The organism is Devosia sp. (assembly GCF_028290435.1).
Lineage (GTDB): Bacteria > Pseudomonadota > Alphaproteobacteria > Rhizobiales > Devosiaceae > Devosia.
In genome coordinates this window covers 33,002-59,764 of the sequence record NZ_JAQGJV010000082.1, presented here as the reverse complement: position 1 = coordinate 59,764, position 26,763 = coordinate 33,002, and the positions used below count along the sequence as shown (strand labels likewise).

At 61.5% G+C, this 26,763-nt stretch carries 26 protein-coding genes; 14 read left to right on the top strand and 12 right to left on the bottom strand.

Annotated elements, in window-relative coordinates; translation table 11 throughout:
- Nucleotides 1-30: 30 nt before the first annotated feature.
- From JWP26_RS18355 to JWP26_RS18315, 9 genes are all read left to right on the top strand, one after another.
- Nucleotides 31-1,632, top strand: coding sequence for a peptide chain release factor 3 (locus JWP26_RS18355; RefSeq protein WP_299731128.1), 1,602 nt, complete (start codon nucleotides 31-33; stop codon nucleotides 1,630-1,632).
- Nucleotides 1,629-2,807: an SAM-dependent methyltransferase gene (locus JWP26_RS18350; RefSeq protein WP_299731125.1), complete on the top strand. Its 1,179-nt coding sequence runs from the start codon at nucleotides 1,629-1,631 to the stop codon at nucleotides 2,805-2,807. Before JWP26_RS18355 ends, JWP26_RS18350 begins: the two co-directional genes overlap by 4 nt.
- A gap of 21 nt (nucleotides 2,808-2,828) precedes the next feature.
- Nucleotides 2,829-3,149 carry a 2Fe-2S iron-sulfur cluster-binding protein gene (locus JWP26_RS18345; RefSeq protein ID WP_299731122.1) on the top strand — a complete coding sequence of 107 codons (321 nt, stop codon included), beginning with the start codon at nucleotides 2,829-2,831 and terminating at the stop codon, nucleotides 3,147-3,149.
- Nucleotides 3,150-3,499: 350 nt separating this feature from the next.
- Nucleotides 3,500-4,894, top strand: a complete 1,395-nt coding sequence (gene cysG, locus JWP26_RS18340; protein WP_299731119.1) for a siroheme synthase CysG — start codon at nucleotides 3,500-3,502, stop codon at nucleotides 4,892-4,894.
- Nucleotides 4,895-4,896: 2 nt separating this feature from the next.
- Nucleotides 4,897-5,217, top strand: coding sequence for a DUF2849 domain-containing protein (locus JWP26_RS18335; RefSeq protein WP_299731116.1), 321 nt, complete (start codon nucleotides 4,897-4,899; stop codon nucleotides 5,215-5,217).
- The gene (locus JWP26_RS18330) at nucleotides 5,204-6,862 is read left to right on the top strand and encodes a nitrite/sulfite reductase (RefSeq protein ID WP_299731113.1); all 1,659 of its coding nucleotides are present in this window, start codon (nucleotides 5,204-5,206) and stop codon (nucleotides 6,860-6,862) included. The genes JWP26_RS18335 and JWP26_RS18330 overlap by 14 nt, the downstream gene beginning before the upstream one ends.
- On the top strand, nucleotides 6,849-8,120 hold the full coding sequence (locus tag JWP26_RS18325) for a phosphoadenylyl-sulfate reductase (RefSeq protein ID WP_299731109.1): 1,272 nt from the start codon (nucleotides 6,849-6,851) through the stop codon (nucleotides 8,118-8,120). The genes JWP26_RS18330 and JWP26_RS18325 overlap by 14 nt, the downstream gene beginning before the upstream one ends.
- A gap of 95 nt (nucleotides 8,121-8,215) precedes the next feature.
- Complete coding sequence (locus JWP26_RS18320; RefSeq protein WP_299731106.1) at nucleotides 8,216-9,244, top strand: NAD(P)/FAD-dependent oxidoreductase; 1,029 nt, start codon at nucleotides 8,216-8,218, stop codon at nucleotides 9,242-9,244.
- Nucleotides 9,244-9,576, top strand: a complete 333-nt coding sequence (locus JWP26_RS18315) for a 2Fe-2S iron-sulfur cluster-binding protein (RefSeq protein WP_299731103.1) — start codon at nucleotides 9,244-9,246, stop codon at nucleotides 9,574-9,576. Before JWP26_RS18320 ends, JWP26_RS18315 begins: the two co-directional genes overlap by 1 nt.
- Before the next feature lie 177 nt (nucleotides 9,577-9,753).
- On the opposite strand, the gene JWP26_RS18310 is transcribed toward JWP26_RS18315, so the two are convergent.
- Nucleotides 9,754-10,329: an NADPH-dependent FMN reductase gene (locus JWP26_RS18310; RefSeq protein ID WP_299731100.1), complete on the bottom strand. Its 576-nt coding sequence runs from the start codon at nucleotides 10,327-10,329 to the stop codon at nucleotides 9,754-9,756.
- A gap of 95 nt (nucleotides 10,330-10,424) precedes the next feature.
- On the opposite strand from JWP26_RS18310, the gene JWP26_RS18305 reads away from it, so the two are divergent.
- A complete protein-coding gene (locus tag JWP26_RS18305; RefSeq protein ID WP_299731097.1) occupies nucleotides 10,425-10,841 on the top strand; it encodes a helix-turn-helix domain-containing protein in 417 nt (138 codons plus the stop codon).
- Between the two features lie 170 nt (nucleotides 10,842-11,011).
- Here the strand turns inward: JWP26_RS18305 and JWP26_RS18300 are convergent, their stop codons facing one another.
- From JWP26_RS18300 to JWP26_RS18280, 5 genes are all read right to left on the bottom strand, one after another.
- Complete coding sequence (locus JWP26_RS18300; protein WP_299731094.1) at nucleotides 11,012-11,317, bottom strand: hypothetical protein; 306 nt, start codon at nucleotides 11,315-11,317, stop codon at nucleotides 11,012-11,014.
- A gap of 591 nt (nucleotides 11,318-11,908) precedes the next feature.
- Nucleotides 11,909-12,205, bottom strand: a complete 297-nt coding sequence (locus tag JWP26_RS18295) for a hypothetical protein (protein WP_299731090.1) — start codon at nucleotides 12,203-12,205, stop codon at nucleotides 11,909-11,911.
- Nucleotides 12,206-12,504: 299 nt separating this feature from the next.
- Nucleotides 12,505-13,512 carry a YcjF family protein gene (locus tag JWP26_RS18290; protein WP_299731087.1) on the bottom strand — a complete coding sequence of 336 codons (1,008 nt, stop codon included), beginning with the start codon at nucleotides 13,510-13,512 and terminating at the stop codon, nucleotides 12,505-12,507.
- Nucleotides 13,509-14,960, bottom strand: a complete 1,452-nt coding sequence (locus JWP26_RS18285) for a YcjX family protein (protein WP_299731084.1) — start codon at nucleotides 14,958-14,960, stop codon at nucleotides 13,509-13,511. The genes JWP26_RS18290 and JWP26_RS18285 overlap by 4 nt, the downstream gene beginning before the upstream one ends.
- An 84-nt stretch (nucleotides 14,961-15,044) precedes the next feature.
- Nucleotides 15,045-15,461, bottom strand: a complete 417-nt coding sequence (locus JWP26_RS18280) for a hypothetical protein (protein WP_299731081.1) — start codon at nucleotides 15,459-15,461, stop codon at nucleotides 15,045-15,047.
- Nucleotides 15,462-15,622: 161 nt separating this feature from the next.
- Here JWP26_RS18280 and JWP26_RS18275 point away from each other — a divergent pair, with 161 nt between their 5' ends.
- Nucleotides 15,623-16,063, top strand: coding sequence for an SRPBCC domain-containing protein (locus tag JWP26_RS18275; protein WP_299731078.1), 441 nt, complete (start codon nucleotides 15,623-15,625; stop codon nucleotides 16,061-16,063).
- A 21-nt stretch (nucleotides 16,064-16,084) separates the two neighbouring features.
- Here JWP26_RS18275 and metA read toward each other — a convergent pair whose 3' ends face one another.
- Both metA and JWP26_RS18265 read right to left on the bottom strand, forming a co-directional pair.
- Entirely contained in the window at nucleotides 16,085-16,996 is a 912-nt protein-coding gene (metA, locus tag JWP26_RS18270) for a homoserine O-succinyltransferase (protein WP_299731075.1), read from the bottom strand.
- 71 nt (nucleotides 16,997-17,067) lie between these two features.
- Entirely contained in the window at nucleotides 17,068-17,934 is an 867-nt protein-coding gene (locus JWP26_RS18265) for an ATPase (protein WP_299731072.1), read from the bottom strand.
- 273 nt (nucleotides 17,935-18,207) lie between these two features.
- Here JWP26_RS18265 and JWP26_RS18260 point away from each other — a divergent pair, with 273 nt between their 5' ends.
- From JWP26_RS18260 to JWP26_RS18250, 3 genes are all read left to right on the top strand, one after another.
- Complete coding sequence (locus JWP26_RS18260) at nucleotides 18,208-19,977, top strand: flagellar hook protein FlgE (protein ID WP_299731069.1); 1,770 nt, start codon at nucleotides 18,208-18,210, stop codon at nucleotides 19,975-19,977.
- A 72-nt stretch (nucleotides 19,978-20,049) separates the two neighbouring features.
- Entirely contained in the window at nucleotides 20,050-21,891 is a 1,842-nt protein-coding gene (gene flgK / locus JWP26_RS18255) for a flagellar hook-associated protein FlgK (protein WP_299731065.1), read from the top strand.
- Between the two features lie 11 nt (nucleotides 21,892-21,902).
- Complete coding sequence (locus tag JWP26_RS18250; RefSeq protein ID WP_299731062.1) at nucleotides 21,903-23,519, top strand: hypothetical protein; 1,617 nt, start codon at nucleotides 21,903-21,905, stop codon at nucleotides 23,517-23,519.
- 153 nt (nucleotides 23,520-23,672) lie between these two features.
- Here the strand turns inward: JWP26_RS18250 and flaF are convergent, their stop codons facing one another.
- The 4 genes from flaF to JWP26_RS18230 all read right to left on the bottom strand — a co-directional run bounded on the left by flaF (nucleotide 23,673) and on the right by JWP26_RS18230 (nucleotide 26,686).
- On the bottom strand, nucleotides 23,673-24,011 hold the full coding sequence (flaF, locus tag JWP26_RS18245; RefSeq protein WP_299731059.1) for a flagellar biosynthesis regulator FlaF: 339 nt from the start codon (nucleotides 24,009-24,011) through the stop codon (nucleotides 23,673-23,675).
- Complete coding sequence (flbT, locus tag JWP26_RS18240) at nucleotides 23,995-24,420, bottom strand: flagellar biosynthesis repressor FlbT (protein WP_299731056.1); 426 nt, start codon at nucleotides 24,418-24,420, stop codon at nucleotides 23,995-23,997. Before flbT ends, flaF begins: the two co-directional genes overlap by 17 nt.
- Nucleotides 24,421-24,549: 129 nt before the next feature.
- A complete protein-coding gene (locus tag JWP26_RS18235; RefSeq protein WP_299731053.1) occupies nucleotides 24,550-25,977 on the bottom strand; it encodes a flagellin in 1,428 nt (475 codons plus the stop codon).
- A 361-nt stretch (nucleotides 25,978-26,338) separates the two neighbouring features.
- Entirely contained in the window at nucleotides 26,339-26,686 is a 348-nt protein-coding gene (locus JWP26_RS18230) for a hypothetical protein (protein WP_299731050.1), read from the bottom strand.
- Between the last annotated feature and the right edge of the window lie 77 nt (nucleotides 26,687-26,763).

Sequence of the window (26,763 nt, the reverse complement as noted above, 5' to 3'; positions counted from 1 at the left end):
TGCTGCGGCCGCAACAGTTCAGCAGTACCCATGACCATGTCAACCGCCGCCGAGGTCAAAGCCCGGCCCATCGTCGAAGCGTTCCGCACGCGCCGGACCTTCGCCATCATTTCGCACCCGGACGCCGGCAAGACCACGCTGACGGAACGGCTGCTGTCGGCTGCCGGGGCGATCCAGCAGGCCGGCGCGGTGCGCGGCAAGGCCGGGGCGCGTTCGACCCGTTCGGACTGGATGGAAATCGAGCAGCAGCGCGGGATTTCCATCACTTCGTCGGTGATGACGTTCGAGTTCGACGGGCTCACCATGAACCTGCTCGATACGCCAGGCCACTCGGACTTTTCCGAGGACACCTATCGCACGCTGACTGCAGTAGACGCCGCCATCATGGTGATCGACGCGGCAAAGGGCATTGAATCCCAGACACTTAAGCTGTTTGAGGTTTGCCGCCTGCGCGACATTCCGATCATCACCTTCATCAACAAGGTGGACCGCGAGGGCTTGGCGCCGCTCGACCTGATCGACGAAATCCAGAGCAAGCTGGCGCTCGACCTGACGCCGGTGCTGTGGCCGATCGGGCAGGGCGTCGATTTCGGCGGCTATTTGGACCTGCAAGAAAAGCGCGTCGTCAGCCCGCAGGGGAAGCCGATTGCGGAGTACAATGCCATCGAAGACCTGCTCGATAATGAGAGCTTGGTCGATAATGCCGTATTCATGACGGCGATTGAGACGCTGGAAATGGCGACGGCGATGCTGCCGGCGTTCGACCTGAAAACCTTTCACGAAGGGCATTTGAGCCCGGTGCTGTTTGGGTCGGCGCTTAAGGGGATTGGCGTGGCGGAACTGTTGCGGACGCTGGGTGAGTGGGGGCCGGAGCCGCGCCCACAGCCGGCAATTCCTGAGCCGATTCAACCAGATGACAGCAAGGTCAGCGGGTTTGTGTTCAAGGTGCAGGCGAATATGGACGCCAATCACCGGGACCGGATTGCGTTCGTGCGGCTATGTTCGGGCACGTTCGTGCGCGGGATGCGGCTGAAGAATGTGCGGTCGGGCAAGGACATGGCCGTGTCCAATCCTATGTTCTTTTTTGGGCATGATCGTGAGCTGGCGGAGCAGGCGGTGGCGGGCGATATCGTCGGCATTCCGAACCATGGCACGCTGAGCGTTGGCGATACGCTGACCGAGGGCGCCAATATCAATGTGACGGGCATTCCGAACTTCGCGCCGGAAATCATCCGCCGTGTGCGCCTGACCGATCATATGAAGACCAAGCAGATGGCTAAGGCCTTGAGTGACCTCGCGGAAGAGGGCGTGGCGCAGGTGTTCCGCCGCGTGCTGGGATCGGACTGGATCGTGGGTGTCGTGGGGCCGTTGCAGCTTGAAGTGCTGGGCGCCCGCATCGCCAAGGAATATGGCGTGCCGATCACCTTCGAGAGCCTCAATTTCGAGGTGGCGCGCTGGATCGAGAGTGACGATCCGGAAGAGCTGAAGAAGTTTATCGCTGTGCAGAAAACGAACATAGCCGAGGACCGTACTGGGGCTCCGGTGTTCCTGGCGCAGAACGCTTGGTGGGCCGATCGGGCTAAGCAGGACTTTCCAAAATTGCGGTTTATGACCACCAAGGAACGGCATTGAGTTCCTCCGAACGCACCGAAGAATTTCTGGGCGAAGTCAAAAACTCCTTTGCTAACAATGCGTTAGTGAAGTTGAAGCTTGCTGGTTACCACGGGGGCGAGGTCGATTTGAAGTCGATCGACGTCAAGAAGATCGTGGTCAAGGGCGGGGATAAGTTCAGCTTCACCTTCCACTACAAGACGCGCGATATCATCAAGAACCTGATCCAGCCGGAGGCGATCGGGGCTTTGCGGACGGCGCTGACAGCGGAGTTCCGCAGTGCGCAATTGGCGACGACGGGGTTCGATATGAGCTTCGAGCGGAACGGGGATAAGGTTCGGCTGAAGCGCACGGACGTGGCGGGACGCGAAGCGCCGTCGGGCGACCATGACCGGGCCAAGAACCGCATGATCGACGCGGGCAAGAAGCCGTATCTGCATGCGCTCAAGATCACAGGTGCCGATGGCAACGTGCTCAATGGCAGCCAGGATAAGTTCCGACAGATCAACAAGATGGTCGAAATCTTTGCGCCGCTGATTCAGGCCATCCCGGGGGATGTTCCCAGGATCGTCGATATGGGCGCGGGCAAGGGATATCTGACGTTTGCGCTCTATGACTACCTGGTCAACGTGGCCAAACGGCCGGTTGAAATGGTGGGTGTCGAGTATCGGGCAGAACTGGTCGAGCTGTGCAACGACATCGCTCGCCAATCGGGATTCGATGGGCTTCGTTTCGAGCAGGGTTCGATCATCGACTATGACGCCAGCGGCGCCGATGCGGTCATTGCATTGCACGCCTGCGACACGGCCACTGACGACGCCATCTTCAAGGGGATAAGTTCAGGGGCGTCTCTCATCACAGTTGCCCCTTGCTGCCACAAACAGATCCGCCGCCAGATGGAATCGCACCCGCAACCAGCCAGCATGCTGGATTTCTTGTTGCGCCATGGCACGTTCATGGAGCGGCAGGCGGAAATGGTAACGGATGGGCTGCGTGCGATGCTGCTGGAACAGCATGGCTACAAGACCAAAGTCTTCGAATTCATCTCCGATGCGCATACGCCCAAGAATGTGCTGATCGTTGCGGAGAAGCAGAACAAGCCCGCCGACGCGAAAACCGTCGCCGACAAGATTGCCGCCACAAAAGCGTTCTTCGGAATCGACTATCACCATCTCGAACGGCTGCTCGACGCTTGAGCGCCTCTATAGGATTTTGACATGGCTAAAGTGACTTTCGTCGAGCCCGATGGCGAGCGCATCGAGACCGAGGCGCAGAACGGTTCGACCGTGATGGAGACCGCGGTGATCAATGGCGTGCCCGGCATTATCGGGGAATGCGGCGGGGCGTGTACCTGCGCGACGTGCCATGTTTACGTGGATGATGCCTGGACCGAAGTCGTCGGGCCGCCGTCGAACATGGAAGAAGACATGTTGGATTTTGCGTTTGATGTGAAGCCGACGAGTCGGCTGGGGTGCCAGATCAAGATCAAGGATGTGCTTGATGGGTTGGTGCTGCATGTGCCGACGCGGCAGGGCTAATATGATGAAGCGCTGAGCGCTTCATAAACTCGATGCGGCTCCTCCCCCTCGACGGGGAGGTTGGGTGGGGGTGTTCGGAGCCACGATGTTGGGACCGGGCCAAACATCCCCCCACCCTTGATCCCTCCCCGCAAAGGGGGAGGGTGTCGACTGAGGGATTTGCTCCTTAAGCGAAGTAGAATTTTCTTCTCTCCGGCCCGGCAAAGATTCTTTTAGCGGGTTTGCCAACAAGTCCCGCGCGGCGTTCTACGGGCGCGCCTCAGCGGGAAATATAAAAGCGATTGAATTTCAATGCCTTGCTGTGAAGTCCGCATTTGCTGTAGTTTCCGGCTCTCACTGACAGGAATCCAATGGGCGACCTCAACACATTTCCGTTGAGCTACAAAGTTCAGGGCAAACGCATCGTCATCATCGGCGGTGGTGAAGAGGCCCTCAACAAAGTCCGATTGGTGACTAAGACGACCGCTAAGGTCGTGATTATTTCCCAGCACATTGAGATCGATTTTTCGGCGTTCGTGGTCGAGGTTTTGCAGCGCGGGTTTGTTGCGTCAGATCTCGATAATGCGGCGCTGGTTTTCGTGGCCGAGGACAGCGCCGATGCGGAGGCCGCCAAGGTCGCTGCGCGGGCGCGGAACATTCCGCTCAATGTGGTCGATGTGCCGGCCGAATGCGATTTCTATACGCCATCCATTATCGATCGGGCGCCGCTGACGGTGGCGATTTCGACCGAAGGCGATGCGCCGGTGCTGGCGCGGCTGGTGCGGGCGCGGATCGAGGCGATGCTGTCGCCAAGGATCGGCGAAATCGCCAGGCTCGCCGGTGGGTTACGTCAAAAAGTCGAGAGCCTGATTCATGAAGGTGCGGCGCGCCGGCGGTTCTACGAAGCGTTGGTGACTTCGCCCGAAATCGAGGCGGCGGAACTGCATGGCGGCGGCGAGGCTGCGGCTTCAGCTTTGCTGGAGCGGCATGCTGCAGGCCAGACCGGGCAGGGCGTGGTTTGGCTGATCGGGGCTGGTCCGGGTTCCGAGGATTTGCTGACGCTGCGGGCGCAGCGGCTGCTGCAGGAAGCCGATGTGATCGTGCACGATCAGTTGGTGCCGTCGGCGGTGGTCCAGATGGGTCGTCGGGATGCCGAGCAGATCGATGTCGGCAAGGCCAAGGGGCATCATTCGTTTAGCCAGGCGCAGATCAATACGCTGATCGTGCGGCTGGCGCGTGAGGGCAAGAAGGTGGCGCGGCTGAAGTCGGGCGATCCGATGATCTTTGGGCGCGCGGGCGAGGAAATCGCGGCGCTGCGCAAGGCCGGTATCGGCTACCAGATCGTGCCGGGCGTGAGCGCGGCTTTGGCGGCGGCGGCCGATACGGCGACACCGGTGACGCTGCGCAAGGTTTCGAGCGGGTTCGTGATGGCGACGGCGCATGGCGCCGATGACAGCGACCTGGCCCATTGGGCCTCTCTAGCGCAGTCTGGCCTGACGCTGGCGCTCTACATGGGCAAGTCGATTGCGCCTGAAGTGGCGGGCCGGCTGATCGGGCAGGGCGCTTCGGCAGGCCTGCCGGTAGGCGTGGTGGTGAATGCCGGGCGCGCCAATAAGTCATTCTATCGCAGCACGCTGGGCGCACTGTCGGCCGGCGCGCTGGAGCTGGCCGAGGGGCCGGCAATCATTTTCGTAGGCGAAGCCGTTGCGGCTGGCGATTGGGCAGACAATGCCGCGATCGCAGCGCAGGGCTTCAAGGTGGCATGAGCATGGAAATACTAGCAGCCAATGAGCTGACTTCGGGCGCGGCGGTATATCTCGACAAACACGGCGAGTGGCAGGACAGCCTGCAGGCGGCGCGACTGTTCGGCAAGGACGAGACCGAGGCGCGGGACGCAGCAATTGCTGCCTCCAAGGCGACCGGGCGTATCGTCGGGGTAGAAATCGAAGAGGTCGAGGACCTCAACGGGCACTTGATTCCCAAGCGCATGCGCGAGCGCATCCGGGCCGCCGGGCCAACGACAATCGCATGGAACGGCGAGACTTTCGGCCGCCAGCATCTGGATGAGGACGGTCATGTATCGATATGACGAATTCGACGCGGCTTTCGTAGAAGGCCGCACGGCGCAGTTTGCCGATCAGGTGGCGCGCCGTCTGTCGGGCGAATTGAGCGAAGACCAGTTCCGGCCGCTGCGGCTGATGAACGGGCTCTATCTGCAATTGCACGCCTATATGCTGCGCATCGCGGTGCCCTATGGCACGCTCAATGGCCGGCAGATGCGCAAGTTTGCCCATATCGCGCGGACCTATGATCGCGGCTATGGCCACTTTACCACGCGCCAGAACATCCAGTTCAACTGGCCCAAGCTGCGCGACGTGCCGGCGATCCTGAGCGAACTCGCCTCGGTTGAAATGCACGCCATCCAGACCTCGGGCAATTGCATTCGCAATACGACGGCGGATCAGTTTGCCGGAGCCGCTGCCGACGAGATCATCGATCCACGCCCTATCGCCGAGATCATCCGGCAGTGGTCGAGCCTGCATCCCGAATTCACCTATCTGCCGCGCAAGTTCAAGATTGCCATGACGGGCGCGCCGAACGACCGGGCGGCTATTCGTTTCCACGATATCGGCTTGCAGGCGGCCACCAATGGGGCCGGCGAAATCGGCTGGGAAGTCTGGGTTGGCGGTGGTCTCGGCCGCACGCCGATGATTGCCAAGCTGATCAACAGTTTTGTGCCCAATGAGCACCTGCTGGCTTATCTCGAAAGCATCATGCGCGTGTACAACCGCTATGGCCGCCGGGACAATAAGTACAAGGCGCGCATCAAGATCCTGGTGCATGAAGAGGGCCTGGAGACCATCAAGGGCCAGGTGGAGGCGGAGTTCGCCGAAGTGCGCGGGGGCGTGTTGACGCTGCCGCAGGACGAAGTGGATCGCATCACCGCCTATTTCGCGCCGCCGGAATTCAAGACCGGGACGGCGACCAAGATCGACGTGGCGTATGAGTCGATCATCGATCCGGCCTATGGGCGCTGGCTCGACAACAACATCAATTCGCATCGCCAGCCGGGCTATGCCTCGGTGACGATTTCGCTGAAGCCGATTGGCGGCGCGCCGGGCGACGCTACGGATGCGCAAATGGACGCCGTGGCCGATATCGCCGAGCGTTATGCGTTTGACGAACTGCGCGTCAGCCATGAGCAGAACCTGGTGCTGCCGCATGTGGCGATCAGCGATCTGCGCGTGGTTTATGATGGGCTGGTGGCTGCTGGGCTGGCCGAAGGCAATGCCGGGCTGATCACCGATATCATCTGCTGCCCCGGGATGGATTTTTGTGCGCTGGCGACGGCGCGCTCGATCCCTATCGCGCAGGAAATCGGGCGCAAATTCGCTGCGCCAGAGCGGCAGAAGGACATCGGCGATCTCAAGATCAAGATTTCCGGCTGCATCAATGCCTGCGGCCACCACCATGTGGCCCATATTGGCATTCTGGGTGTCGAGAAGAAGGGCGGCGAGCTGTACCAGATCACTCTGGGCGGCGACGCCACCGAGAACGCTTCGATCGGCAAAATCATCGGCCCCGGCTTTGAAGCCGAGCAGGTGCCTGACGCCATCGAGACACTGGTGGATACTTATATTGCGCGCCGCATGAGCGCCGACGAGAGCTTCATCGCCGCCTATCGGCGGCTGGGTGAGGCGCCGTTCAAGGAGGCCCTCTATGGCAACGCTTAATATGCTCCATTCAGAACGCAAACCCGACAAGCTGCGCTCGCTGGGCATTCTGGCGCTCAACGGCATGTTCGATGAGATGGACGCGGTTGCCGTGCTGCGGCAGGCGGCCCATGAAATCCTGCCGGGGGATCTGGCGATCGTGTCGTCGTTTGGGGCCGACTCGGCGGTGTTGCTGCACCTGGTGGCGCAGGTCGATCCGAGCCTGCCGGTGTATTTCCTCGAAACCGGCAAGCATTTTCCCGAGACGCTGGCTTATGTGGAGACGCTCAAGAAGCAGCTCGGGCTGATGAATGTGATCGCCATCCATCCCGATCCGACGGACATCAAGCGCTTCGATCCGACGGGCGAGCTGTGGGAAACCGATCCCGATAGCTGCTGCCATATTCGCAAGACGGAGCCGCTGGAGCCGATTACCGAGCAGTTCGGCGGCTGGGTGACCGGACGCAAGCGCTTCCAGACCAAGGAGCGCGGCGTGCTGCCGCATTTCGAATTGACCAGCGACGATCGGATCAAGGTCAATCCGTTGGCCTATTTCAGCGATGCCGATGTCAACCAGTACAAGATCGATCACGGCTTGCCCGAGCATCCGCTGTTCTCTATGGGCTATAAATCAATCGGCTGCGCGCCTTGCACCTCGGTGGTTGCCGAGGGGGAAGATCCGCGCGCCGGACGGTGGCGCGGCCTCAACAAGAAAGAGTGCGGCATCCACTTCGATTTCAACGGAGCGATTGCCTCGCCGATGAACGCTGCCAAGTTCACGCTTTTCAAGGATGGCGCCTTTATCGCCGATCCCTTCCATGCCTGGGAGGACAGCGACGAGGCTGCGTCCGCGCGCTACAAGCACGTGCCGCTGCTGGTGTTCCTGGCCAATCGCGAGGCGTTTCTGGATAACCAGGCGCCGCTCGGTTTGCTGGTGTCGCCGGGCGACAATGTCGAGACGGTGCAGGGCGATCTGGGCCGGTTCTCCTCGATCGCGATCAAGTTCCCGGCGTTTACCGATGGGCGGGGCTATTCGACGGCGCGGTTGCTGGCGGAGCGCTATGGCTATGAGGGCGAAATTCGCGCCGTTGGTGACGTGTTACAGGACCAGATCCCACTGATGCGCCGCTGTGGTGTCAATGCGTTCGTTGTGACGCACCAGCCGACGCGCGAGGCGCTGGAAGAGAACCGGTTGCCGGAAGTGGCGATCTTCTACCAGCCGGTCGGGATCACCGAAGTGCCGGTCGGCACGCGGCCTTACCTGCGCCGGGCGCACTAAAGGCGGGCTTGCCCTCTCGCGCGAAGATTGGCAGAACGCGCCAATTCCATGACCATTGAGGGCGTGACACCCTCTCAACGAGACTTGAGACCATTATGAGCGGAAATGAAATCGTCACCGATGTTGTCGTGATCGGCGCGGGGCCCTGCGGGCTGTTCGCGGCGTTCGAACTCGGGTTGCTCGATCTCAAATGTCATTTCATCGATATTCTGGACCGGGCCGGCGGGCAATGCGCCGAGCTTTATCCGGAGAAGCCGATCTATGACATTCCGGGCTTTCCGGTGGTGACGGGGCAGGCGCTGGTCGACAACCTGATGGCGCAGATTTCGCCGTTTGCACCGGAGTTTCATTTCAACCGAATGGTCAATTCGCTGGTCAAGCAGGACGATGGCTCGTTCGTGCTCACCACCGATGCCGATGAGGTTTTTCGCGCCAAGGTGGTGGTGATCGCGGCCGGCGGTGGCTCGTTCCAACCCAAGCGCCCGCCGGTGCCCGAGATCGAGCAGTACGAGAACAAGTCGGTGTTCTATTCGGTCCGCAAGATGGACGACTTCCGCGACCAGGACGTGGTGATCGTCGGAGGTGGCGACTCGGCGCTGGACTGGACGTTGAATTTGCAGCCCATCGTGCGGTCGCTGACGCTGGTGCATCGTCGCGATGCGTTCAAGGCGGCGCCGGCTTCGGTCAACAAGATGCGCGAACTGGTGATGGACGGGAAGATCAACTTCCTGCTCGGCCAGGTGGCCAAGCTCGATGGCGCGGACGGTCAGATCAACCATGTGCACCTGACGATGGATGCGGGCGATCTGTCGATTCCGGCGACGCGGTTGCTGCCATTCTTCGGGCTGACGATGAAGCTGGGTCCGGTCGCCGATTGGGGGCTGGAGCTCAACGACAACCTGATCGTGGTGGATACCGAGAAGTTCGAGACTTCGGTGCCCGGCCTGTTCGCGATTGGCGATATCAATACCTATCCGGGCAAGCTCAAGCTGATCCTCAGCGGTTTCCACGAAGCGGCGCTGATGGCGCAGCGGGCCAAGAAGATCGTGTCGCCCGATGAACGGGTGGTGTTCCAGTACACCACGTCCTCGACCAAGCTGCAGAAGAAGCTCGGGGTCGCCTGATGATCGTCAACGTCACGGATCAGGCGGGGGTAGACCACGAGCTGGAAGCTCTCGAGGGCTGGCGCGTGATGGAAGTGATCCGCGACTGGGGCCTCAACATCAAGGCCGAGTGCGGCGGGGCGATGGCCTGCGCGACGTGCCACGTCTATGTGGATGCCGATTGGCTCGATAAGGTGGGGGCGCCGAGCGACGAGGAAGAGGACATGCTCGATACGGTCGGGGATGTGCGGTCGAACTCGCGGCTGAGCTGCCAGATTTTGATGAGCGATGCGCTGGATGGGCTGAAGGTCACCTTGGCGGCCAGCGCCGCCAAGGATGACGTAGCGGCCTAGACACATATCCGGAGGCGAGGCTTGCCTTCCTTCACCTCTCCCTTTGGGGGAGAGGTCGGCGCGTAGCGACGGGTGAGGGGGCCTTTCCCAGGCATCGCACCCGGTAAAGGCCCCCTCACCCGACCCAAGAGGGTCGACCTCTCCCCCTAGGGAGAGGTGAAGAGGTGCCCAGTCAGCCTACTCGGCCGCGATGGCGCGGACTTCACGAGGACCGTGGTGGTCGATGAAGCGGGTGAACTTGTCGAGGTAGCCAGTGAGGAAGCCGCGAGTGGTGTCGTCGGTGACCTCGAAATGCTCGTCGATCAGGCCGGGCTTGGTCTGGAAATAGACTTCGGGCTGGCCCATGACGACCAGGTCGAACAGCGGCAGGATGGTGCGCAGGTGGCTTTGGCCAACGGCGGTGCCGACGGCGCCTGGCGTGGTGCCAACGAGCGAGACGGGCTTGCCCAGCCAGGCGCTCTGGCCCCAAGGGCGCGAACCCCAATCGAGGGCGTTCTTGATCACACCGGGGAACGAGCGATTGATCTCCGGCATAACGATCAGCACGGCATCGGCGGCGGTGATCTGAGCCTTGAGCTTGGTGACAGCCTCGGGCGGGTTATCCCACAGGTCGTTGTTGTAATGGGGCAGGCTGCCGATATCGAGATAGTCGAACTTGAGCTGGCCCGCAGCCAGCTTTTCCAAGGCCTTGGCAAAAGTGGCGTTGATGGAATTCTTGGTCAGGCTTCCGACCATGACTGCGACAGTTTTCACGATAATCTCACTGGTATCCGTTGGTGACTGACGCTATATGAGTGACTGTGAAATTCGCCGCAAGACGGCACTTTTTCGATACGTCAGGCACCAAAATGAAACCAATTGATCCCCACCACGATTGCCGTCCAGTCGGCGAAATTTTGCACCAGATCGGGGGCAAATGGACCGTGCTGATCATCACCCAATTGGCGGGCGGGCCAATGCGATTCGGCGAGATCAAGCGCACCATCGGCGGCATCAGCCAGAAGGTTCTGACAGCGACGTTGCGCGATCTGGAGATGGATGGCTTCGTGACCCGCACGGTGACCCCATCGATTCCGCCGCGGGTGGATTATGAATTGACCGATCTGGGGCGTGACCTGCAGGTGCCGCTCAAGGCAATCGGCCAATGGGCGACACAGAACCGACCGAAGGTGCTCGATGCCCGCCGGCAGTATTTTGCCGAGCATCCCGATGCCATGCCAGCCCGGATGGGCCGGGTGGCGGAGTTCAAGCAGGCGGCGGAATAGCCGAAGCAGCGCCTGCTGGGCAGCGGTGTCGGCAAGTCGCGTCCAGGGGGCGGGTGGTCGGATGGCGTCTCGCCCACTCCGGCCCGGAGCTCCGGCAATTCCGGGTCGGGGTATACAATCATCAGCGAGTGATTGCCCGGCGCCCGTGGGCGCCCTGGCATCGTAGCGAATTAGTCGCCCATGATGCTCAGCGGCATATCGTATTTGGGCGCTGCCACGGGGGCCTTCGGGGCCACCTTGATCGCCTTGGCGCCGGGCTGGCGGACCGAAACCTCGGACGCTACGACATCGCAGCGGAAGCCCTTAGCATCGGCTGCGGTGACAGCATCCTGCATGGCATCGCTGTGTTCGACCAGCGACTGGCTGGACTGGTCAGGGGCAAGGCAGCCGGGAGCGGCATAGGCGGAGCCGCCAGTCGCCAAAATTCCCAGGCCAACAACAGCAGCAGCAAAACCCGATTTCACATAGGTGTTCATGTTACTTCTCCTTTACTTCAGGCCATACCCGGCAGCGGGCGATCCAGCTGCGCTGAAAGCCATTGGGTAGGGTGGTGATGGCGGCTGATTTTCGTTTGTTTTCAGTCGTCTAGGTGAAATTTAAGCAGCGTCGGGGCGGCTTTCAAGTTAAGAGATGGTCATGCTTTGGCCATCTATGGCCAGCACCGGCGCAGATGTGGCGGTCGGCCGGGCGCAGATGCCCGGAACTGCCAAAAGTATCTCCCAAGAAACTGCCCGGCGTTTAGCAATATGCGGCCAGATCATTTCAGCTATGCGTCTATGTGCTGGCTTGGCTTGGTTGGGAACCGATAGCGCGGCATGGCAACTTCTGAGTTTCGAGCGACCGCGGGCCGCGCCTGAATTTTGGCGGTATAAGCGACAGGGCACAAAACAGCGCGCCGCCAACCCCGTGAGGGCAAGCGGTGACCGTCATTCAGATTTTTTGTGGATCAGGTGGTCGGAGGGCGTCTCGCCTACTCCGGCCCGGAGCCCCTGCAATTCCGGGTCGGGGTATACATTCGTTTGCGAGAGATTGCCTGGCGCCTCTGGGCGCCCTGGCATCGTGATAGATTAGTCGCCCATGATGCTCTGGGCCGTTTCCTGCTCAGGAGCGGCCTGGAAGTAGACCTTCGGGGTCACTTTGGCGGCGGGCTGCTGAACCGAATATTCGGAACCCACGACATCGCAACGGAAGCCCTTAACGTTGGCTGCGGCGGTGGCATCAAAGTCCGCGTCATCGTGGCCCATCAGCGACTGTGCAGTCTGGTCGGGGGTCAGGCAACCGGCGGCAAACGCAGAACCGGCACTCGCGAACAGGCCAAGGCCAACAACTGCAGCAGCGAAAGAAGATTTCAAATAGGTGTTCATTTTACTTTTCCTTTATTTACGGACACAGTTATTCTCTCGGCCCCCAGCTATGCTGAGGTCCGCTAGATATAACTGCGGTAGCGTTTGATTTTTTAGCGTTATCAATCGCGTACGGTGAAGGTAAGCACACTTACGATCGGTTTCAAGTCATCAGATCGTCATGCTTTTGGTGTCGATGGGCGGCTTCCCGCATAGATGTTGTAGGTCCGCATTGGCAGGCGCCCGGAATATCCAAAAGTATCTTAGAAGAAACTGCCCATATTTAGGTGATATGCAGCAATATCATTCCAGCCATGCGTCTAGGTTGCAGGTTGGGCGACTTTGGTCAGTTCCGGAATAAAGTCGCGGACCATGGGCTGTTTTTGCGTTTCGAAGGGCAGCGGGCGGACGACGCGCATTGCGGCGATGCCGACGCGAACCGTCATCAGGCCGTTAACGACGCCCTCACCGAGTCGCGCGGAGAGCTTGGCGGCAATGCCCTGGCCGACCAGTTGCTCGACAATGCCATCGGTGAGCACGAGGCCGCCGGTGACGGCGAGATGGGCGAGGATGGCCCCTGTGAGCCGCCAGAAGCCAAAGAAGCCGGGGCGGGCGCCGTAGAGGGCGGCAATGGCGCCGGCGAGGCGGATGCTTTCGTAGATGACGAAGGCAATGTCCACGAGGGCGCGCGGCGATACGGCGGTTACTAAGGCCACGCGGCGGGCGGAGGCGGCGGTCAGGGCCTTGGCGCGGGCATCGAGGGGCGCCATCAGGCTGCGTTCGGCGAGCGCGACGATTTCATGGCCGTCGAACAGGTGGGGGACATTGTCGGCGACGGACTGGCGCGCGCGGGCGAGGTCGGCGCGGCCGGAGTAGATACCCTCGAGGCGGCTGACGACGTGCTGGGCGGCATGTTGGTCATTGTTGGCGGTTGCGAGTGCGGCGTCGCGCTTGAGGCTGTCCAGGACCTTGAGGCGGCGCAAGGCGAAGATTTCGCGGGCGGCGAGGACGATGACGGCGAGAACGAAGATGGCCAGCACGCCGATGCCGGCCCAGCCGAGCCATGCATTGGCGGCGAAGAGGTCGCGGATCAGACGGTCGGCGGCTAGCCCGATACCGGTCGAGACCAGAATGTTGCCAGCGGTCCAGGCGGCGCGGGCGGCCCAGCCAATTGGTTTGGGGGCGGGGGCGACGAGGGCTTCGTCGGTTGCGGGATCGAAATCGGTTTCGGTGATTTCGACCTTGGCGGGCAGGAAGGCGCGGGGCAGGCGGATGCTGTCGTCGGGCTCGGCAGTGGTGTCGGTGGGGCGGGCGATGGGGCGCTTCATTTGAGCCAGTCTCCAATGAGGAAATCCAGCGCCCGGTCGAAGCGAATGTGCGGCAGGATGGGATCGCCCGCGGCGTTGCGGTCGAGCTTTTGCGGGGGCACGAAGCGCAGGAAATTCAGCGAGACCGGCGTGCCGTCTTCGAAGAGTGAATCCGGGCGTTCGGGCAAGTCACCGGGAAATAGAGCGATTTCGGTTTTGCCGTCATATTTGGTGCCATCGAGCACTTCGCCGGCCATGGGGGTGCCGATGATGGTGGGCAGGGTTTCGCCGGCTTCACTGATGGTGCCCTCGCGGGTGGCGCGAATGGCAGCCAGGGCGATGGAGCGGGTTTCGGCGCCGACGAAGCGGGCGCGCTTGCTGGCATCGGCAACGAGGCGGTTGAGGATGCTTTCCAGCCGGTCGTGGCTGGTGTGGTGGACGTGATCGGCCTTGGTGGCGGCAAACAGGATGCGGTCGATCTTGCGCACGAAGGGGCGCAGCAGCAGGTTGGCGTCGCCCTGGCGGAAGCAGGAGAGCACTGAAGTCAGCGCGGTTTCCAGATCGGCAACGGCGGCGGGGCCGGCATTGAGGGCGCGCAGGGTATCGACCAAGACGATCTGGCGATCGAGACGGGCGAAGTGGTCCTTGAAGAAGGGGCGAACCACCTGGTCTTTGTAGGCCTCGTAGCGGTGCTCCAGCATGGCGTAGAGGCTGGAATTGCGCTGCGGCTGGGTGGGTGGCGGCAGCGGGGCGAAGGTGAGGGCTGGCGAGCCCTCCAGATCGCCGGGCAGCAGGAAGCGGCCGGGGGGCAGGGTGGAGAGGGCGCCATGTTCGCGACTGCGGCGGAGATAATCGGTGAAGGCGGCGGCAAGCTTTTCGGCGTCGGGGTCGTTGGCGTCCTTCTTGGTGTCGATGCTGGCCAGGATGTCGAGGAAGGGGCCGGCCTCCTTGCCGGAGCCGGGGCGCTGGGCGCGCTCCAGGGCGTCGCGGCTCCAGTCGGCGAAGCTCATGGTCAGCAAGGGGAGGTCAAGGAGCCATTCGCCGGGGTAGTCGACGATGTCGAGGTTGAGCGTGGAGGGGCCGCGCATGCCCGAGAACCAGGCGGTGGACTGGTATTTGAGCACGATGCGCAATTGCGAGATACGCCGGGTGCTTTCGGGCCAGGTCGGGGTTTTGCCGGTCAGGGCTTCGAGGTGCTGCTCGTAGGCGAAGCGGGGAATGGTGGCTTCGGGATATTCTGCGAGGCGAGCGCCGATGAAGCGGCCCTCAGCCAGCGGCGCAAAGCCGGGCAGGCGGCCGCCGGTCAGCAGGTTATGGATCAGCGCGGTGATAAAGATGGTCTTGCCGGCGCGGCTGAGGCCGGTGACGCCAAGGCGCAGGGTTGGGGTGAAATTGCCGGTGGCGGCATCGGCGAGATTGGTGAGGGCAATGCCCAGTTCGTCGACGATGGTCGTCGGAGATTGTGCCAAGCGATCATCCTCGGTGTGCCGGCAGAAAGTAGGGTGTTGGTGGGGCAATGCAAGGGGCTGGAGGCAGCCCCTGCGCGTGCCGGTCTATTCGGGATCGTCCTTGGCCCAGGAATCCAGCCCCTGGATGTGGCGGCCGAGCGACCAGTTGAAATCGATGCGGCTATCGAGGTTGGAAAAGCTGTCTTCCTGCATGATCCAGTCCTGGCCGCCGTCTTTGGGCTGGCTATTCCAGATGGCGCAGAGCAGCAGTTCACCGCCTTCATTGTAGGCGGCATAGTCCTCGATGCGCAGGCCTTTCTCGCGCAGCTCGCCCTTGCGGTCGATCAGCCCCTTCCAGGTGTCGCGCAGCGATACGAGCTGGTTATAATCGCCACTTTCGTAAAGGCCCAGATACCAGCGCAGCTTGCCGTCGTGGAATGTATCGATCGAGACCAGCCGCTGGCGATTGTCGCGGCGCTGGCGCCAGTCCGAAATTGCACGATAAGGCGAAGCCAACCGCATGAGGCTCCGCCGGAAAGCGGCGAGGACTTACCCTAGGATAGTCCGGCTGGAGCGGCAAGGCAGGCCAGCGGCCAGGTCCGGGATGGGTAGGTGTTGGTGGGGCAATGCAAGGGCGGAACGGGTGCATGGCCCAGGCGTTTTCCTCTCAAAGGAGACGTGCCATGCAAAAACCTGTTGTCGAAGTCGATACCGTTATCGCGGCCGATCCCAAGACGGTGTGGTCAGCCATGACGGCCAAGGGGAAGTCGGCGCTGTTCGCCGGCACCGACGTGAAGACCGATTGGAAAGTGGGCCACGAGATCACCTTTTCGGGCGACTGGAAGGGGAAGAAGTTCGAGGACCACGGAGAGATTCAGCGGTTCGAGGAGGGCAAGGAGCTCAGCTTCACCCATTGGAGCGCGATGAGCGGGGAGCCGGATCGGCCTGAGAATTATCACGTGGTGCGTTATGTGCTGGAGCCCAGCGGGGGCAAGACGCGGGTGCGGCTGAGCCAGATCAATATGGACGACAAGCCGGATCTCGATGCCAAGACCAAGGCGGAATACACCAAGAACTGGAAGATGATGCTGGATGGGCTGAAGGAGAGCGTGGAGAAGCGCTGAGGGCGCCGAAGCGCCCCCATTCTATTTCCCGATCTCGGCCATCTCGTATGGCGTCGTCTGGTACATCTCGTTGATCCAGTTCTGGAACAGGAGATGGGCGTGGCTGCGCCAGCGGTTCTCGGGGATGGCGGTGACATCGCCATTGGGGAACAGGTTCGTGGGCTGCTTGGGCGCGAGGCCGACCTTGACGTCGCGTTCGTATTCGTCGGCGAGCGAGCGGTTGTCGTATTCCAGGTGGTTGAGGAAATAGATCGCGCGGCGCTGCAGGTCGCCCAGCATGCAGACGCCGATTTCGGCGTTGTCGATGAGGACTTCCAGGTTGGCGCCCAGTGTCGATTTGTCGATGTCGTTATAGCGTGACACCGGGATCATCGGGCTGTCGGAAAAGCCGCGGAGGAAGGGCGAGAGCGGGTTCGTCACCTGATGGCGGAACACGCCGAAGGCCTTTTCGGGCATGCGATAACGATGGGCGCCGTGGAAATGGTGCAGGGCGGCCTGCGCGCCCCAGCAGATGAACATGGTCTGGTGCACGTTGGTGGCGGTCCAGTCCATGATCTCGAGCATTTCGGGCCAGTAGCGGACCTCTTCGAAGGGCATGTTGGCCACAGGCGCACCGGTGACGATGAAGCCGTCGAACTTTTGTGTCCGCACCTCTTCCCAGGTTTTGTAGAAGGTCTTGAGGTAGTCCTCGGGGGTGTTCTTGGACTGGTGATCGGAGACGCGGACGAGCGTCAACTCGATCTGCAGCGGCGTCGAGCCGATCAGCCGGGCGAACTGGGTTTCGGTGCGTTCCTTGTTGGGCATCAGGTTGAGCAGGCCGACATGGAGCGGGCGGATGTCCTGGCGCGCGGCGCGGGTGGAATCCATGACGTTGACGCCCTCGGCCTCAAGCGTCTTGCGGGCGGGCAGATCATCGGGAATGCGAATAGGCATGTGACCCTCTTTCGGGTTCGTAATTGGCGACAGATGGCGATGCAGGCAGGCGCGTCTCCAATGGAGGCGCGCTAGCGCATTCGCTGCTCGATCGCGGCAGCCATCAGGTCGACGAATTCGTCGCCGTCGCGCACAATGGCGAGGTCGGAGGCCTCCACCACATAGCCGAAATTGTCGGCCAGCGTCTGGTAGCGCGGCAGCCGGTCGTGGAGCAGTGCCTCGAAGCCCCAGGCGCCAAAACCGGCTGGATCGACGTCGCAATCCTCGGCGATCTTGTTCAGCGCTTTGTATTCGGCCCATTTCCGAACGAGGAAAGCCGGGGTGTAATACATCGGCTTGGGGCTGGCCTTGAAGCGGGCGACAAGTTGGGCGGCGTCCTTTTCGGTGCCGCGGATGTAGAGCAGGGCGGTGCTGGCGGTCAGCGTCTCGATGACCGGATCATGCGGATCGGTAGGGTCGACGACCTCGATCAACGAGCCGCCGGTATCGGCGATGAAATCGTCGTAGCCATAGAGCGCCCTGGCGCGCTCGATGAAATGGGGCACGTCGCGCAGGGCGGCGATTTCGGAGACGCGGTGCTGCTCCTGCCGGCGCTGGTATTCCTCGAGCGGCAGGCCGCCTTTGTCGGGATTGCCGGGCGTGCCCAGATAGGTCGACAGCGGGTCGAGATTGGCGAAGGTGATGTTGGACGAGATGTAGATCGAGTCCGAGCGCAGCAGTTCGGCCAGAAAGGGGTTCTTCATGGCTTCGCGCTTGAAGTTGTCGACGATGTGCTCGCCCATATAGCGCGTGCCGATGCGGTAATCGGCCGAATAGTGGAACCAGTTCGAGCTGCGCAGCATGGCGCTCAGCCGCGTCTTGCCGACGCCGGCCATGCCGAACACGGTCACCGCGCGATGGGTGGATTTGACGAACTCATCGGCATTCTTGAACAGCATCGCGGCCCTTCCATCCCACCACGCCACGCCTTGCAAAGGGGGAATGACGCCGGGGGAGCAACTGGCTTTGCGTTTAATCGAATGGCGGCAACTTCACAAGCAGGCGGCAATTTCTACCATCGGCCCGGACGGAGTTGCCGGTTTGGGCGGTTGTGTGGCCGGGCGCCACGTTAATTAACCAACGAAATCAACGATTAACCAAGTTGGCACCGCAATTGCATTGCTATGGGCGAAGGCGTCGCCTGGCGCCAATGGATTCCACGGAGTTTTTTGATGGGCATTTACGGGGCTCTTTCCACTGCGGTCAGCGGTTTGCGGGCTCAGTCCCATGCGCTGGAGAACATTTCGGGCAACATCGCGAACTCGCAGACCGTGGGTTACAAGCGCATCGAAACCTCGTTCTCCGATATGATTGCCGATGCCCCGGTCAAGCAGCAGGTGGCTGGTGCGGTCTCGGCGCAATCGCGTGGCACCAATGGCGAGAAGGGCGATATCAAGTCCGTCACCAACGAGACCTTTATCGCGCTCAATTCCAATGGCTTCTTCGTGGTCGAGCCCAAGAGCGGCATGTCGGATGGTTCGCCAACCTTTTCGGGCGCTGATTTCTATACTCGTCGCGGCGACTTCGAGATCGACAAGGATGGCCTGCTGGTCAACGGCGCCGGATATTATCTCAAAGGCCTGCCGGTCGATATCAAGACCGGCAACGTCTCCGGCGCAGTCCCTGGCGTGATCAAGCTTTCCAATGCCTTCCTGCCGGCGCAGCAGACGACGCGCATCAACTATCAGGCCAACCTGCCTCAGTTGCCCAAGAATGCCAGCTATGACGCCACCGTTAGGGGCAGCGAGCTGCTGAATACGGTCGATTACGCCGCCCCGGCGACAACGACCGGTATGGGCGGGCTGAGCGGCGCTGCCACCATGGACAGCATTGTGAACGCCGGCGACATCGTCACCTTCAAGGCGAGCACCGGCACGGCAGTGAATTTTGAATTCTTCGATGGCGCCGCCGGTGCCTATGCGGGCGCCAATGTGGGTGTCGACATTCGTACGGTCCCGCCGGTCAGCATCGATGCCGCGCTGGCCGACATGCAGACCAAGTTCCGCACCCTTGGTGGTGCGGGCGCCGAAAGCGCGACCGTGGGGCTGAGCGGTGGACAGATCTCGGTTTCCCTGGGCAGCAACAAGACGGCGACGTTGAGCGCGACGGCCGCCGGTGGCGTTTTGGGCCTGCCAGCGACGGGTAGCCCCGATTCCATCCCGGCTCCGGTTCTGGCGCGTCTCTCCACGATCCCGGCCAGCAGCAATTCGCAGTTCCTGGCCGACTCCGTGGCTGGTGGCTCGCTCACCACCTACGCCAAGAACGGCGCGCCGGCCGTCGTGGTCATGCAGTGGGCCAAGGTGGACAGCGCGGCTTCGGGTGTCGGTCACGCCGATACGTGGAACCTCTATTACATGTCGGACAGCACCGCGACCGGCACTGCCCCCATGTGGACGCGCGTCGACCAGGAATATGTCTTTGGTCCCGATGGTTCGATGAACCCGCCGGTGACCTCCACCACCATTACCGGCCTCACGGTCAATGGCGTCAGTGTGGGCAATGTCGAGCTGCAGCATGGCGCTGGCGGCATGTCCCAGCAGGCCGACGTCAACGGCAAGGTAAGTACCTCGACGTTGAACCAGAACGGCTATGGCGCCGGCGAATTCGTGTCCGTGGGCATCAGCGATAACGGCCGTGTCGTGGCGACCTATTCTAACGGCGAGCGCATCGACATGGCCCAGGTGGTGACGGCGCAGTTCAACGCCGTCAACCAGCTCAAGCGTATGGATGGTGGCGTGTTCACGGCGACCAAGGAGTCGGGTGAGCCCATGCTGGATACCAATGGCACGGGCATCCTGGGTGGCTCGCTGGAAGCGTCCAACTCGGACATCTCGGACGAGTTCACCAAGCTCATCATCACCCAGCAGGCCTATGCCGCCGGCACCAAGATCGTCAGCACGGCGAACGACATGTTGCAGCAGGCTCTAAGCATGATCCGCTGATCCAGAATTTGGATCAACTCCGGGCCCGGTCAATTTTGATCCGGGCCCAAACCCTTTGTGAGGAACTCAAGAATGGGTCTTACAACGTCGCTGAATAACGCGGTTTCCGGCTTGCACGTCAATCAGGACGCGCTGGCGGTACTGAGCCGCAATATCTCCAATGCGGGGACACCGGGCTACCACAAGCAGTCGCTGAACATCATCGACTACAACTCGGCCAATTCGACCTATGGCCGAACGGCGGGTATCAACCGGGCGTTCAACACCAGCCTGCAGACCTATTATACGCGGCAGGTTTCCGACACAGCGACGTCCAGCGTGCAGGCGAACTACCTGGATCGCTTACAGGGTGTGATGGGCAAGCCGGGCTCGGCGGGTTCGCTCGATACGCTGTTCGGCAAGCTCCAGAACTCGTTGCAGACCCTGGCGACCAGCCCCGACGACTATACGGCGCGCGGGCAGGCCGTGCAGACGGCCCAGGACATGGCCAGCAACCTCAATAGGCTCTCCAACTCCGTGCAGGACCTGCGCCGCGAGACCGAGGGTCAAATCGCCGTCGACGTCGAGAGCCTCAACGGCTTGTTGTCGTCGCTGCAGGACGTCAATTCGCGCATGCTCGACCTGGGCACTGGCGACGCGTCGCGTGCCGCGCTGGCGGATCAGCGCGACCGGCTGGTGTCCTCGGTGTCCGAGCTGATCGACGTGCAGGCCGACTATCGGCCCAATGGTACCGTGGCGCTGATGACCCGCTCAGGCGTCGGTATTATCGACGGCGCCGTGTCGGTGTTCAGTTTCGACAGCGCCGGGAGTCTGGCGGCCACCTCGCAGTTCGACACCGATCCGAGCAAGACCAAGACCGGCAAGCTGACGCTGACGACGCCCTCGGGCCTCAAGGTTGACCTGGTCGAGCATAGCGTGATCCAGGGCGGCGAGCTGGGTGGACTGCTGACGTTGCGCGACAAGACGCTGGTCGAGGCGCAGTCGCAGCTCGACGAAATCGCCGGCAACCTGGCCCAGGCGTTTTCGACCGTCCAGACGCCCGGCACGGCGATCCCCAATGGCTATTCGTCGAACACGACGAATGTGGCCCCTGGCAACGATCTGATGCTGAAGGTCAAGGTCGGCGGCGTCGAGCAGACGGTCAAGATCGTCAATACCAAGCAGCCTAACGTGGATTACCGCGATGCCTCGGGGAACCGTGTCATCGGCGTCGACATGGCGTCGGGCGATGCGGCCGTGGTCAGCCAACTGACCGCAGCGTTTGCCAGCACCGCCAATGGGCCCTCGCTGGGCGTAACCGTCACCGCCAATGCCGGGCAACTGGACTTTACGGGCGCCGGCACTACGCAGGTGACGGGCCTCACCAAGCGCAGCACCTCCACGGGACTGCAGGGGCAGGGCCTGGCCCTCAACCTGTTCGTGGATTCCGACAACGGCGCCTTCACCAACGATCTGGACGGTAACCCGCCGCAGAAGCTCGGCTTCGCGGCGCGTATCTCCATCAACAATGCGGTGCTGGCCGACAATAGCCTGATGGTGCGGGCGCAGGCCGGCCAGACCCTGGGCGACGCGGCGCGGCCGAACATGATGATCGACCAGCTCAACAGCATGCAGTTCGTCGGCGGCGGTAATCCGGCGTCCGACAAGGGGCAGTTCCAGCTCAGCGGCAAGCTCGGCGATATCATCGGCCAGGTGATCGGCTTCCAGGGCTCCAGTACGCAGAAGGTGTTGACGCAAAGTTCTGACCGGCAGCTCGCTTTGGACACGATTGTTCAACAGATGGGCGTTGAATATGGGGTCAATGTCGATGAGGAAATGGCGCGCCTGATGGACCTGCAGAACTCCTATTCTGCCAATGCGCAAGTGGTGGGAGTGGTCAAGGAACTGCTGACCGCCCTGCTGAACGCCGTCTGAGGAGAACCAAGATGATCGTCAACAAAACGATGTTCCCGGTGCAGACCGGTTTCTCCGTGATCTCGCAGATGCAGCAGCAGCTATCGGACATGCAGATGCAGCTCGGCACCGGCCAGAAGGCATCAACGCTGGCCGGCATGGGGCGCGACCTGCCGATGTCGCTCAGCGTGCGCTCGCGGCTCGACAAGATCGAGGGCTATAAGGGCAATATCGACATCATCGACCTGCGCCTGAGCTTTCTCGACAAATCCATGACCCGGTTCGACGGGATCGAGAGCGAAGCGCGCACCGCGGTGACCACCGGCGACTACGGCACCAACGACATCAACATGGCGACGCTGCCGGGCCTGTCGCTTGCCCGGCTCGACGAAGTCGTCACCATGCTGAACCAGGATGTTGCCGGGCGCTATCTGTTCGGCGGCAATGTCACCGACAAGCCGCCGGTGCAGACCACCGACGTGCTGCTGAACGGTGAAGGCGGCCGGCTCGGCTATCGGCAGATCCTGTCGGAGCGCCTGGCCGCCGACCAGGGTACTGACAAGATGGGAAGGCTGAGCCTGCCCGCAGTCGTCGCCGGCAGCGGCGCGGTACACCTGGCCGAGGATGGCACCCATCCGTTTGGCTACAAGCTCTCCACGATCTCCACCAACGGCGCTCCGGCGATTGCGGTGACCCAGGCTGCCGGTACGCCGAAAGACCTGTCGGTGACCTTCTCTGCCGAGCCCACGCCGGGTCAGCATGTCATCATCGGCCTGACGTTGCCGGACGGCAGCGAGACGCAGGTTACCCTGACGGCCACGACCGATGCCATTCCGGGCGACGGCGCGTTCACGATCGATGCCGATCCGGACGTGATGGCGGCCAATTTCCGCACGGCGCTGGAGACCAGCCTCAAGCAGAAGAGCGGCGGGGAACTGCAGGCGGCATCGACCTTCGCCGCCGCCAACGATTTCTTCGACGATAATGGCGTGCCCAAGCGCCCCGCGGGCGGCCCTCCGGCCACCAGCCTCGTGGATGCCGATCCGAATGACGTGGTGTTCTGGTATGCCGGCCAGACCAGCGCCGACCCTCGCGCCAGCGTTGCTGCCAAGGTCGACGATGCGACGACGGCCAAGTATGGCATCCAGGCCACTGAAAGCGGGTTGCTGAAGCTGGTGCGGACGCAGGCGGCCTTGGCGGTGACGCAGTATCCGGTGGAAGCCGATGTACGGGCCAAGCCGAGCATCGAGCAGATCAGGCTCGACGCCATGGCGCTGCCGGACGATGCCACGCGCGTGGCCAAGCTGGAAGAGTACGAAGCCGCGGTCAGCGCCGGCTACCGGCAATCGCGGGAACTGTTCGATGGCATGGCCAGCCGGCAGCAGAAGGCAATGTCGGAAGGCCACAATTCCGAGGCCGGCTCGATCGAGCGCATCACCATGGATCTGTCGGTGGCCACCATGGCCAGCCACAGCGCCACGGAGCGCCACACCAACTACAAGAACCAGTTGGAAAACCTGCTGACCAATGTCGAAACGGTCAGTCAGAACGACACCGCAATGGCGATCCTGGCGCTGCAGACCCGGTTGCAGGCGAGCTACCAGGTGACGGCAGCGGTGAGCAAGCTCAGCCTGTCGAACTATATGTAACTCGCGATCAGCGATGATGAAGCCCCTGGCCTTGGCCGGGGGCTTTTTTGTGTGTCGGCGAGGCCGAGATCAGAGCGGCGTGGTTTTCAAAACTCTACGAACAAAAAAGCCCCCGACCGAAGTCGAGGGCTTTTTGTTTTTCTGTCCTGCCGATCAGGCTGGCATGGCGCGGAGGCCGGCGGCGATCTGGCGGTTGATATTGATGATGCCGTCGAGTTTGTGCGGCTGTGGTTCCATGGTCAGTTCGCGCGTCTGGTTCAGAATGAACAGGCCGAGGTTGACGATGTTCTGGCGGACCTGCTGGGGGAGGGGGCTGTTCTCCATGGCGGCGGAGCTCATGAAGATGGTCCAGAGCTTGCGGTTGAATGTCAGGGCCTTGCTCAGCTGGTCGAAGTCTTGCGGCCAAGTATCGCGAATATTCTGCAGGGAAGCGGCGGCTTTGATCAGGAGTGCCGCTTCACGCTCGCGGGGGGTCTCAACGGTCTTGGTCACCTGCTGATAAGCTTGCGCCCCGTGATGCTGCATTTTCGATAAGATCCTGTTCGAATTGAATAAGTTGCTTCGCCGACTTAAGAGCTTTGTACAATGCCCCCGTTAAGATGTCGTTACTAATTCGATCCACAATGGCCATACTGGACGGGGCGGCCGTGACGATATCGTTGATCAGGGAGAAGTATTCTCGACGCAGCACATCAGTATTATTCTCTATATACATGATCTGGACGGCCAAGTAGACGCGCTTTGCGGGCGTATCGGCTGTAGTTGGCGTCAGTATATCTTTTTCGCGAAGAATAGGCGCCTGGCCCTCTATAAACAGCCGCGTGCGCTGGTCGGAGTTGGTGATGATGCAATTGCCCACCAGCAGCTTCTCACCCGGCTTCAGTTCGACCTTGAGCGCCAATTGCATGCCTCCGAATTGAATCAATTCGTGATCGTTGTAGCCTAATCCATCTCGGCGTGCCGATAGGGGAGGCGAAAAAAGAAAAGGCGGGCACGAGGCCCGCCTTTTCCGATATTTGCCGAACCGAGATTAACGGAGCAGCTGGAGCACGCCCTGGTCGGCCTGGTTGGCCATCGACAGGGTCGACTGAGCCAGCGACTGACGGGTCTGCAGAGCCAGCATGTTGGCAGCTTCCTGGTTCATGTCGGCCAGGGTCAGGTTGCCAGCGCCGGTTTCCAGAGTGTTGGTCATGGACTTGGTGAAGTCCTGACGGTTCTGGACGATCGAGAGGTTCGAACCGAAGGACGAAGCCTGCGAACGAACCGAAGTCAGCGCGGTGCCGATCTGAGCGATGTAGCCGTCGATCTGATCGTCGCTGTCCAGATCCTTGGCAGCAAGCGTCGTCGTGACCTTCAGGTTGGACGAGTTGACGGCCTTCTGGCCCTTGGTGCTGATGTCGATCGAGGAGGTGCCGGTTTCGTTGAAGGTGATCTTCAACTTGTCGCCACGCAGCAGGTTGATACCGTTGAACGAAGCGTCATCCGACAGCTTGTCGAGCTGGTCACGCAGCTGGTTGAACTGGGTGGCCAGATCGGAGCGGACGGTGTTGCCACCGATCGAGCCCTGACCGGTCATGTAGGTGCCGCCGGTAACGGTCAGCTTCTGGGTCGAGTCGTTCTCGAGACGCAGCTTGCCGTTGTCGTTCGACGCACGAACCTTGCCCTGAAGGGCGACGGTGTCGTTGATCGTGTTGACCATTTCATCGGTGGTCTTGGCGGCAAAGGATGCAACCGAAGCGCCGATGGTAGCAGCACCACCAGTGGTGGTACCTTCAGTGATCGTCACAGCAGTGGGCGTGCCCGTGCTGGTGGTGTTGGCGATCGCGAGCTTGCCGGCAGCGTCAACCGAAGCCGAAACCTTGGCGTCAGCGGAGCTGGCAGCAGCATTGATCTTGTCGGCGATCATCTGGGCAGTGTCGCCAGTGGCCAGGGTGATGTCGGAAGTGGTGGTGACGCCATCGCTGATCTTGAGCTGCTTGCCATTGTCAGCCAGGGCAATGCCGCCGGCAGCAATAGCAGTCGCCTGAGTCATGACGGCCTTGCCGGTGAGAACGGTGGCAGTGCCGAGCGAGCCGCCAGCAAGCGTGAACGAGCTGGACACGGTTGCAGCCGGAGGAGGGGAAGCCAGAGTGTAGGAGGCGGTCAGGAACGACTTGTCCTGGCGAGCCTGACGCAGAGTGGACTGCATCGATTCCAGGTTCTTGGTGATCGAGGTCAGGCCGTTATTGGCAGCTTCGATGGTCTTGACGCCATTGGCCATCGAATCCATCAGGTTGTTCAGGTCGTTGGAACGGCTGTTCAACGAGGCGGCCGTGAAGAAGTTGGTCGGGTTGTCGAGAGCGGAGTTGACCTTGTTGCCGGTCGAAAGGCGGTCCTGGGTCTTGGCCATCAGGGTCGCAGTGCCCTGGAGAGCCGACAGGTTTGAACGGACGGCTGCCGTCAAATTGATATTTGCCATTCTTGTAGTCCTTTTCTAGGATTCGATTAGTTACGAACGCCTCTTCCTGAGACGCCCTGATCCTTGCCCGACAGGATATAAAAATTGGTTAATTGGCCCATCGCATTAGCAACTATCTGTGCGATTTCAGCGGCCGGTTAACGGCGTGTGAAGCTGCGGGTTCGGGCGGAAAACGCCTGATAGCGCGGCGCTCGGCAAGGTTTGCCGGGTGGCTGGCAGGTGCATTGCGAATGCCGCGAGCGCGTGACGCCGGCTCCGGGCCATTTCTGTACCGGCGGAGGAGGGCGCCCCAACGAGAATCGCCGCCAACACGGGAGTGGCCCGGTGCGGCGGCTGTTCAGCGGCAATGGGAACGTCGGCGCTAAACCGCGAAGTCGCGGAGCTGAAATTCGGATTCGGGGGGAATCCAGGCGCTGCCGATGCGTGCGTAAACTTCTTCCAGAGTTTCGGGGCGCGGCGACAGGCGGCCGGCAATAACGGCTGCCGCGAACATCGCGCCCGGAGGCAGCAACGGCGCTACGGGCTCTTTATGCTCGGGTTGCGACTGCTGCTCGGGATCAGGAAAGCGACCGCCGGCGTCGGAATTCTTGGGGGTCGGGAGGACGCCGTCCTGCAACAGCGAGCGCTCGCCGGTCACTTGGCGCGAACGAAAATCGGTCAGGCTGTGGGTGCTGACCAAAATGGGATCGGACGCGATTCTGGCGACCATAAAACTATCCTTTGCGGCTTCAATGCCGTTCGCAGGATAGATGCATGGGCTTTACGCCAGTCTTGCCCGATCTCCAG

Coding starts and splice junctions, on each gene's coding strand:
- metA (WP_299731075.1), bottom strand. CDS start 16,996: ATGCCTATTCGCATTCCCGATGATCTGCCCGCCCGCAAGACGCTTGAG.
- JWP26_RS18295 (WP_299731090.1), bottom strand. CDS start 12,205: ATGAACACCTATTTGAAATCTTCTTTCGCTGCTGCAGTTGTTGGCCTT.
- JWP26_RS18290 (WP_299731087.1), bottom strand. CDS start 13,512: ATGAAGCGCCCCATCGCCCGCCCCACCGACACCACTGCCGAGCCCGAC.
- JWP26_RS18260 (WP_299731069.1), top strand. CDS start 18,208: ATGGGCATTTACGGGGCTCTTTCCACTGCGGTCAGCGGTTTGCGGGCT.
- JWP26_RS18325 (WP_299731109.1), top strand. CDS start 6,849: ATGGCAACGCTTAATATGCTCCATTCAGAACGCAAACCCGACAAGCTG.
- JWP26_RS18355 (WP_299731128.1), top strand. CDS start 31: ATGACCATGTCAACCGCCGCCGAGGTCAAAGCCCGGCCCATCGTCGAA.
- JWP26_RS18275 (WP_299731078.1), top strand. CDS start 15,623: ATGCAAAAACCTGTTGTCGAAGTCGATACCGTTATCGCGGCCGATCCC.
- JWP26_RS18335 (WP_299731116.1), top strand. CDS start 4,897: ATGGAAATACTAGCAGCCAATGAGCTGACTTCGGGCGCGGCGGTATAT.
- JWP26_RS18345 (WP_299731122.1), top strand. CDS start 2,829: ATGGCTAAAGTGACTTTCGTCGAGCCCGATGGCGAGCGCATCGAGACC.
- JWP26_RS18230 (WP_299731050.1), bottom strand. CDS start 26,686: ATGGTCGCCAGAATCGCGTCCGATCCCATTTTGGTCAGCACCCACAGC.
- JWP26_RS18305 (WP_299731097.1), top strand. CDS start 10,425: ATGAAACCAATTGATCCCCACCACGATTGCCGTCCAGTCGGCGAAATT.
- JWP26_RS18315 (WP_299731103.1), top strand. CDS start 9,244: ATGATCGTCAACGTCACGGATCAGGCGGGGGTAGACCACGAGCTGGAA.
- JWP26_RS18280 (WP_299731081.1), bottom strand. CDS start 15,461: ATGCGGTTGGCTTCGCCTTATCGTGCAATTTCGGACTGGCGCCAGCGC.
- JWP26_RS18265 (WP_299731072.1), bottom strand. CDS start 17,934: ATGCTGTTCAAGAATGCCGATGAGTTCGTCAAATCCACCCATCGCGCG.
- JWP26_RS18300 (WP_299731094.1), bottom strand. CDS start 11,317: ATGAACACCTATGTGAAATCGGGTTTTGCTGCTGCTGTTGTTGGCCTG.
- JWP26_RS18250 (WP_299731062.1), top strand. CDS start 21,903: ATGATCGTCAACAAAACGATGTTCCCGGTGCAGACCGGTTTCTCCGTG.
- JWP26_RS18330 (WP_299731113.1), top strand. CDS start 5,204: ATGTATCGATATGACGAATTCGACGCGGCTTTCGTAGAAGGCCGCACG.
- cysG (WP_299731119.1), top strand. CDS start 3,500: ATGGGCGACCTCAACACATTTCCGTTGAGCTACAAAGTTCAGGGCAAA.
- JWP26_RS18235 (WP_299731053.1), bottom strand. CDS start 25,977: ATGGCAAATATCAATTTGACGGCAGCCGTCCGTTCAAACCTGTCGGCT.
- JWP26_RS18320 (WP_299731106.1), top strand. CDS start 8,216: ATGAGCGGAAATGAAATCGTCACCGATGTTGTCGTGATCGGCGCGGGG.
- flgK (WP_299731065.1), top strand. CDS start 20,050: ATGGGTCTTACAACGTCGCTGAATAACGCGGTTTCCGGCTTGCACGTC.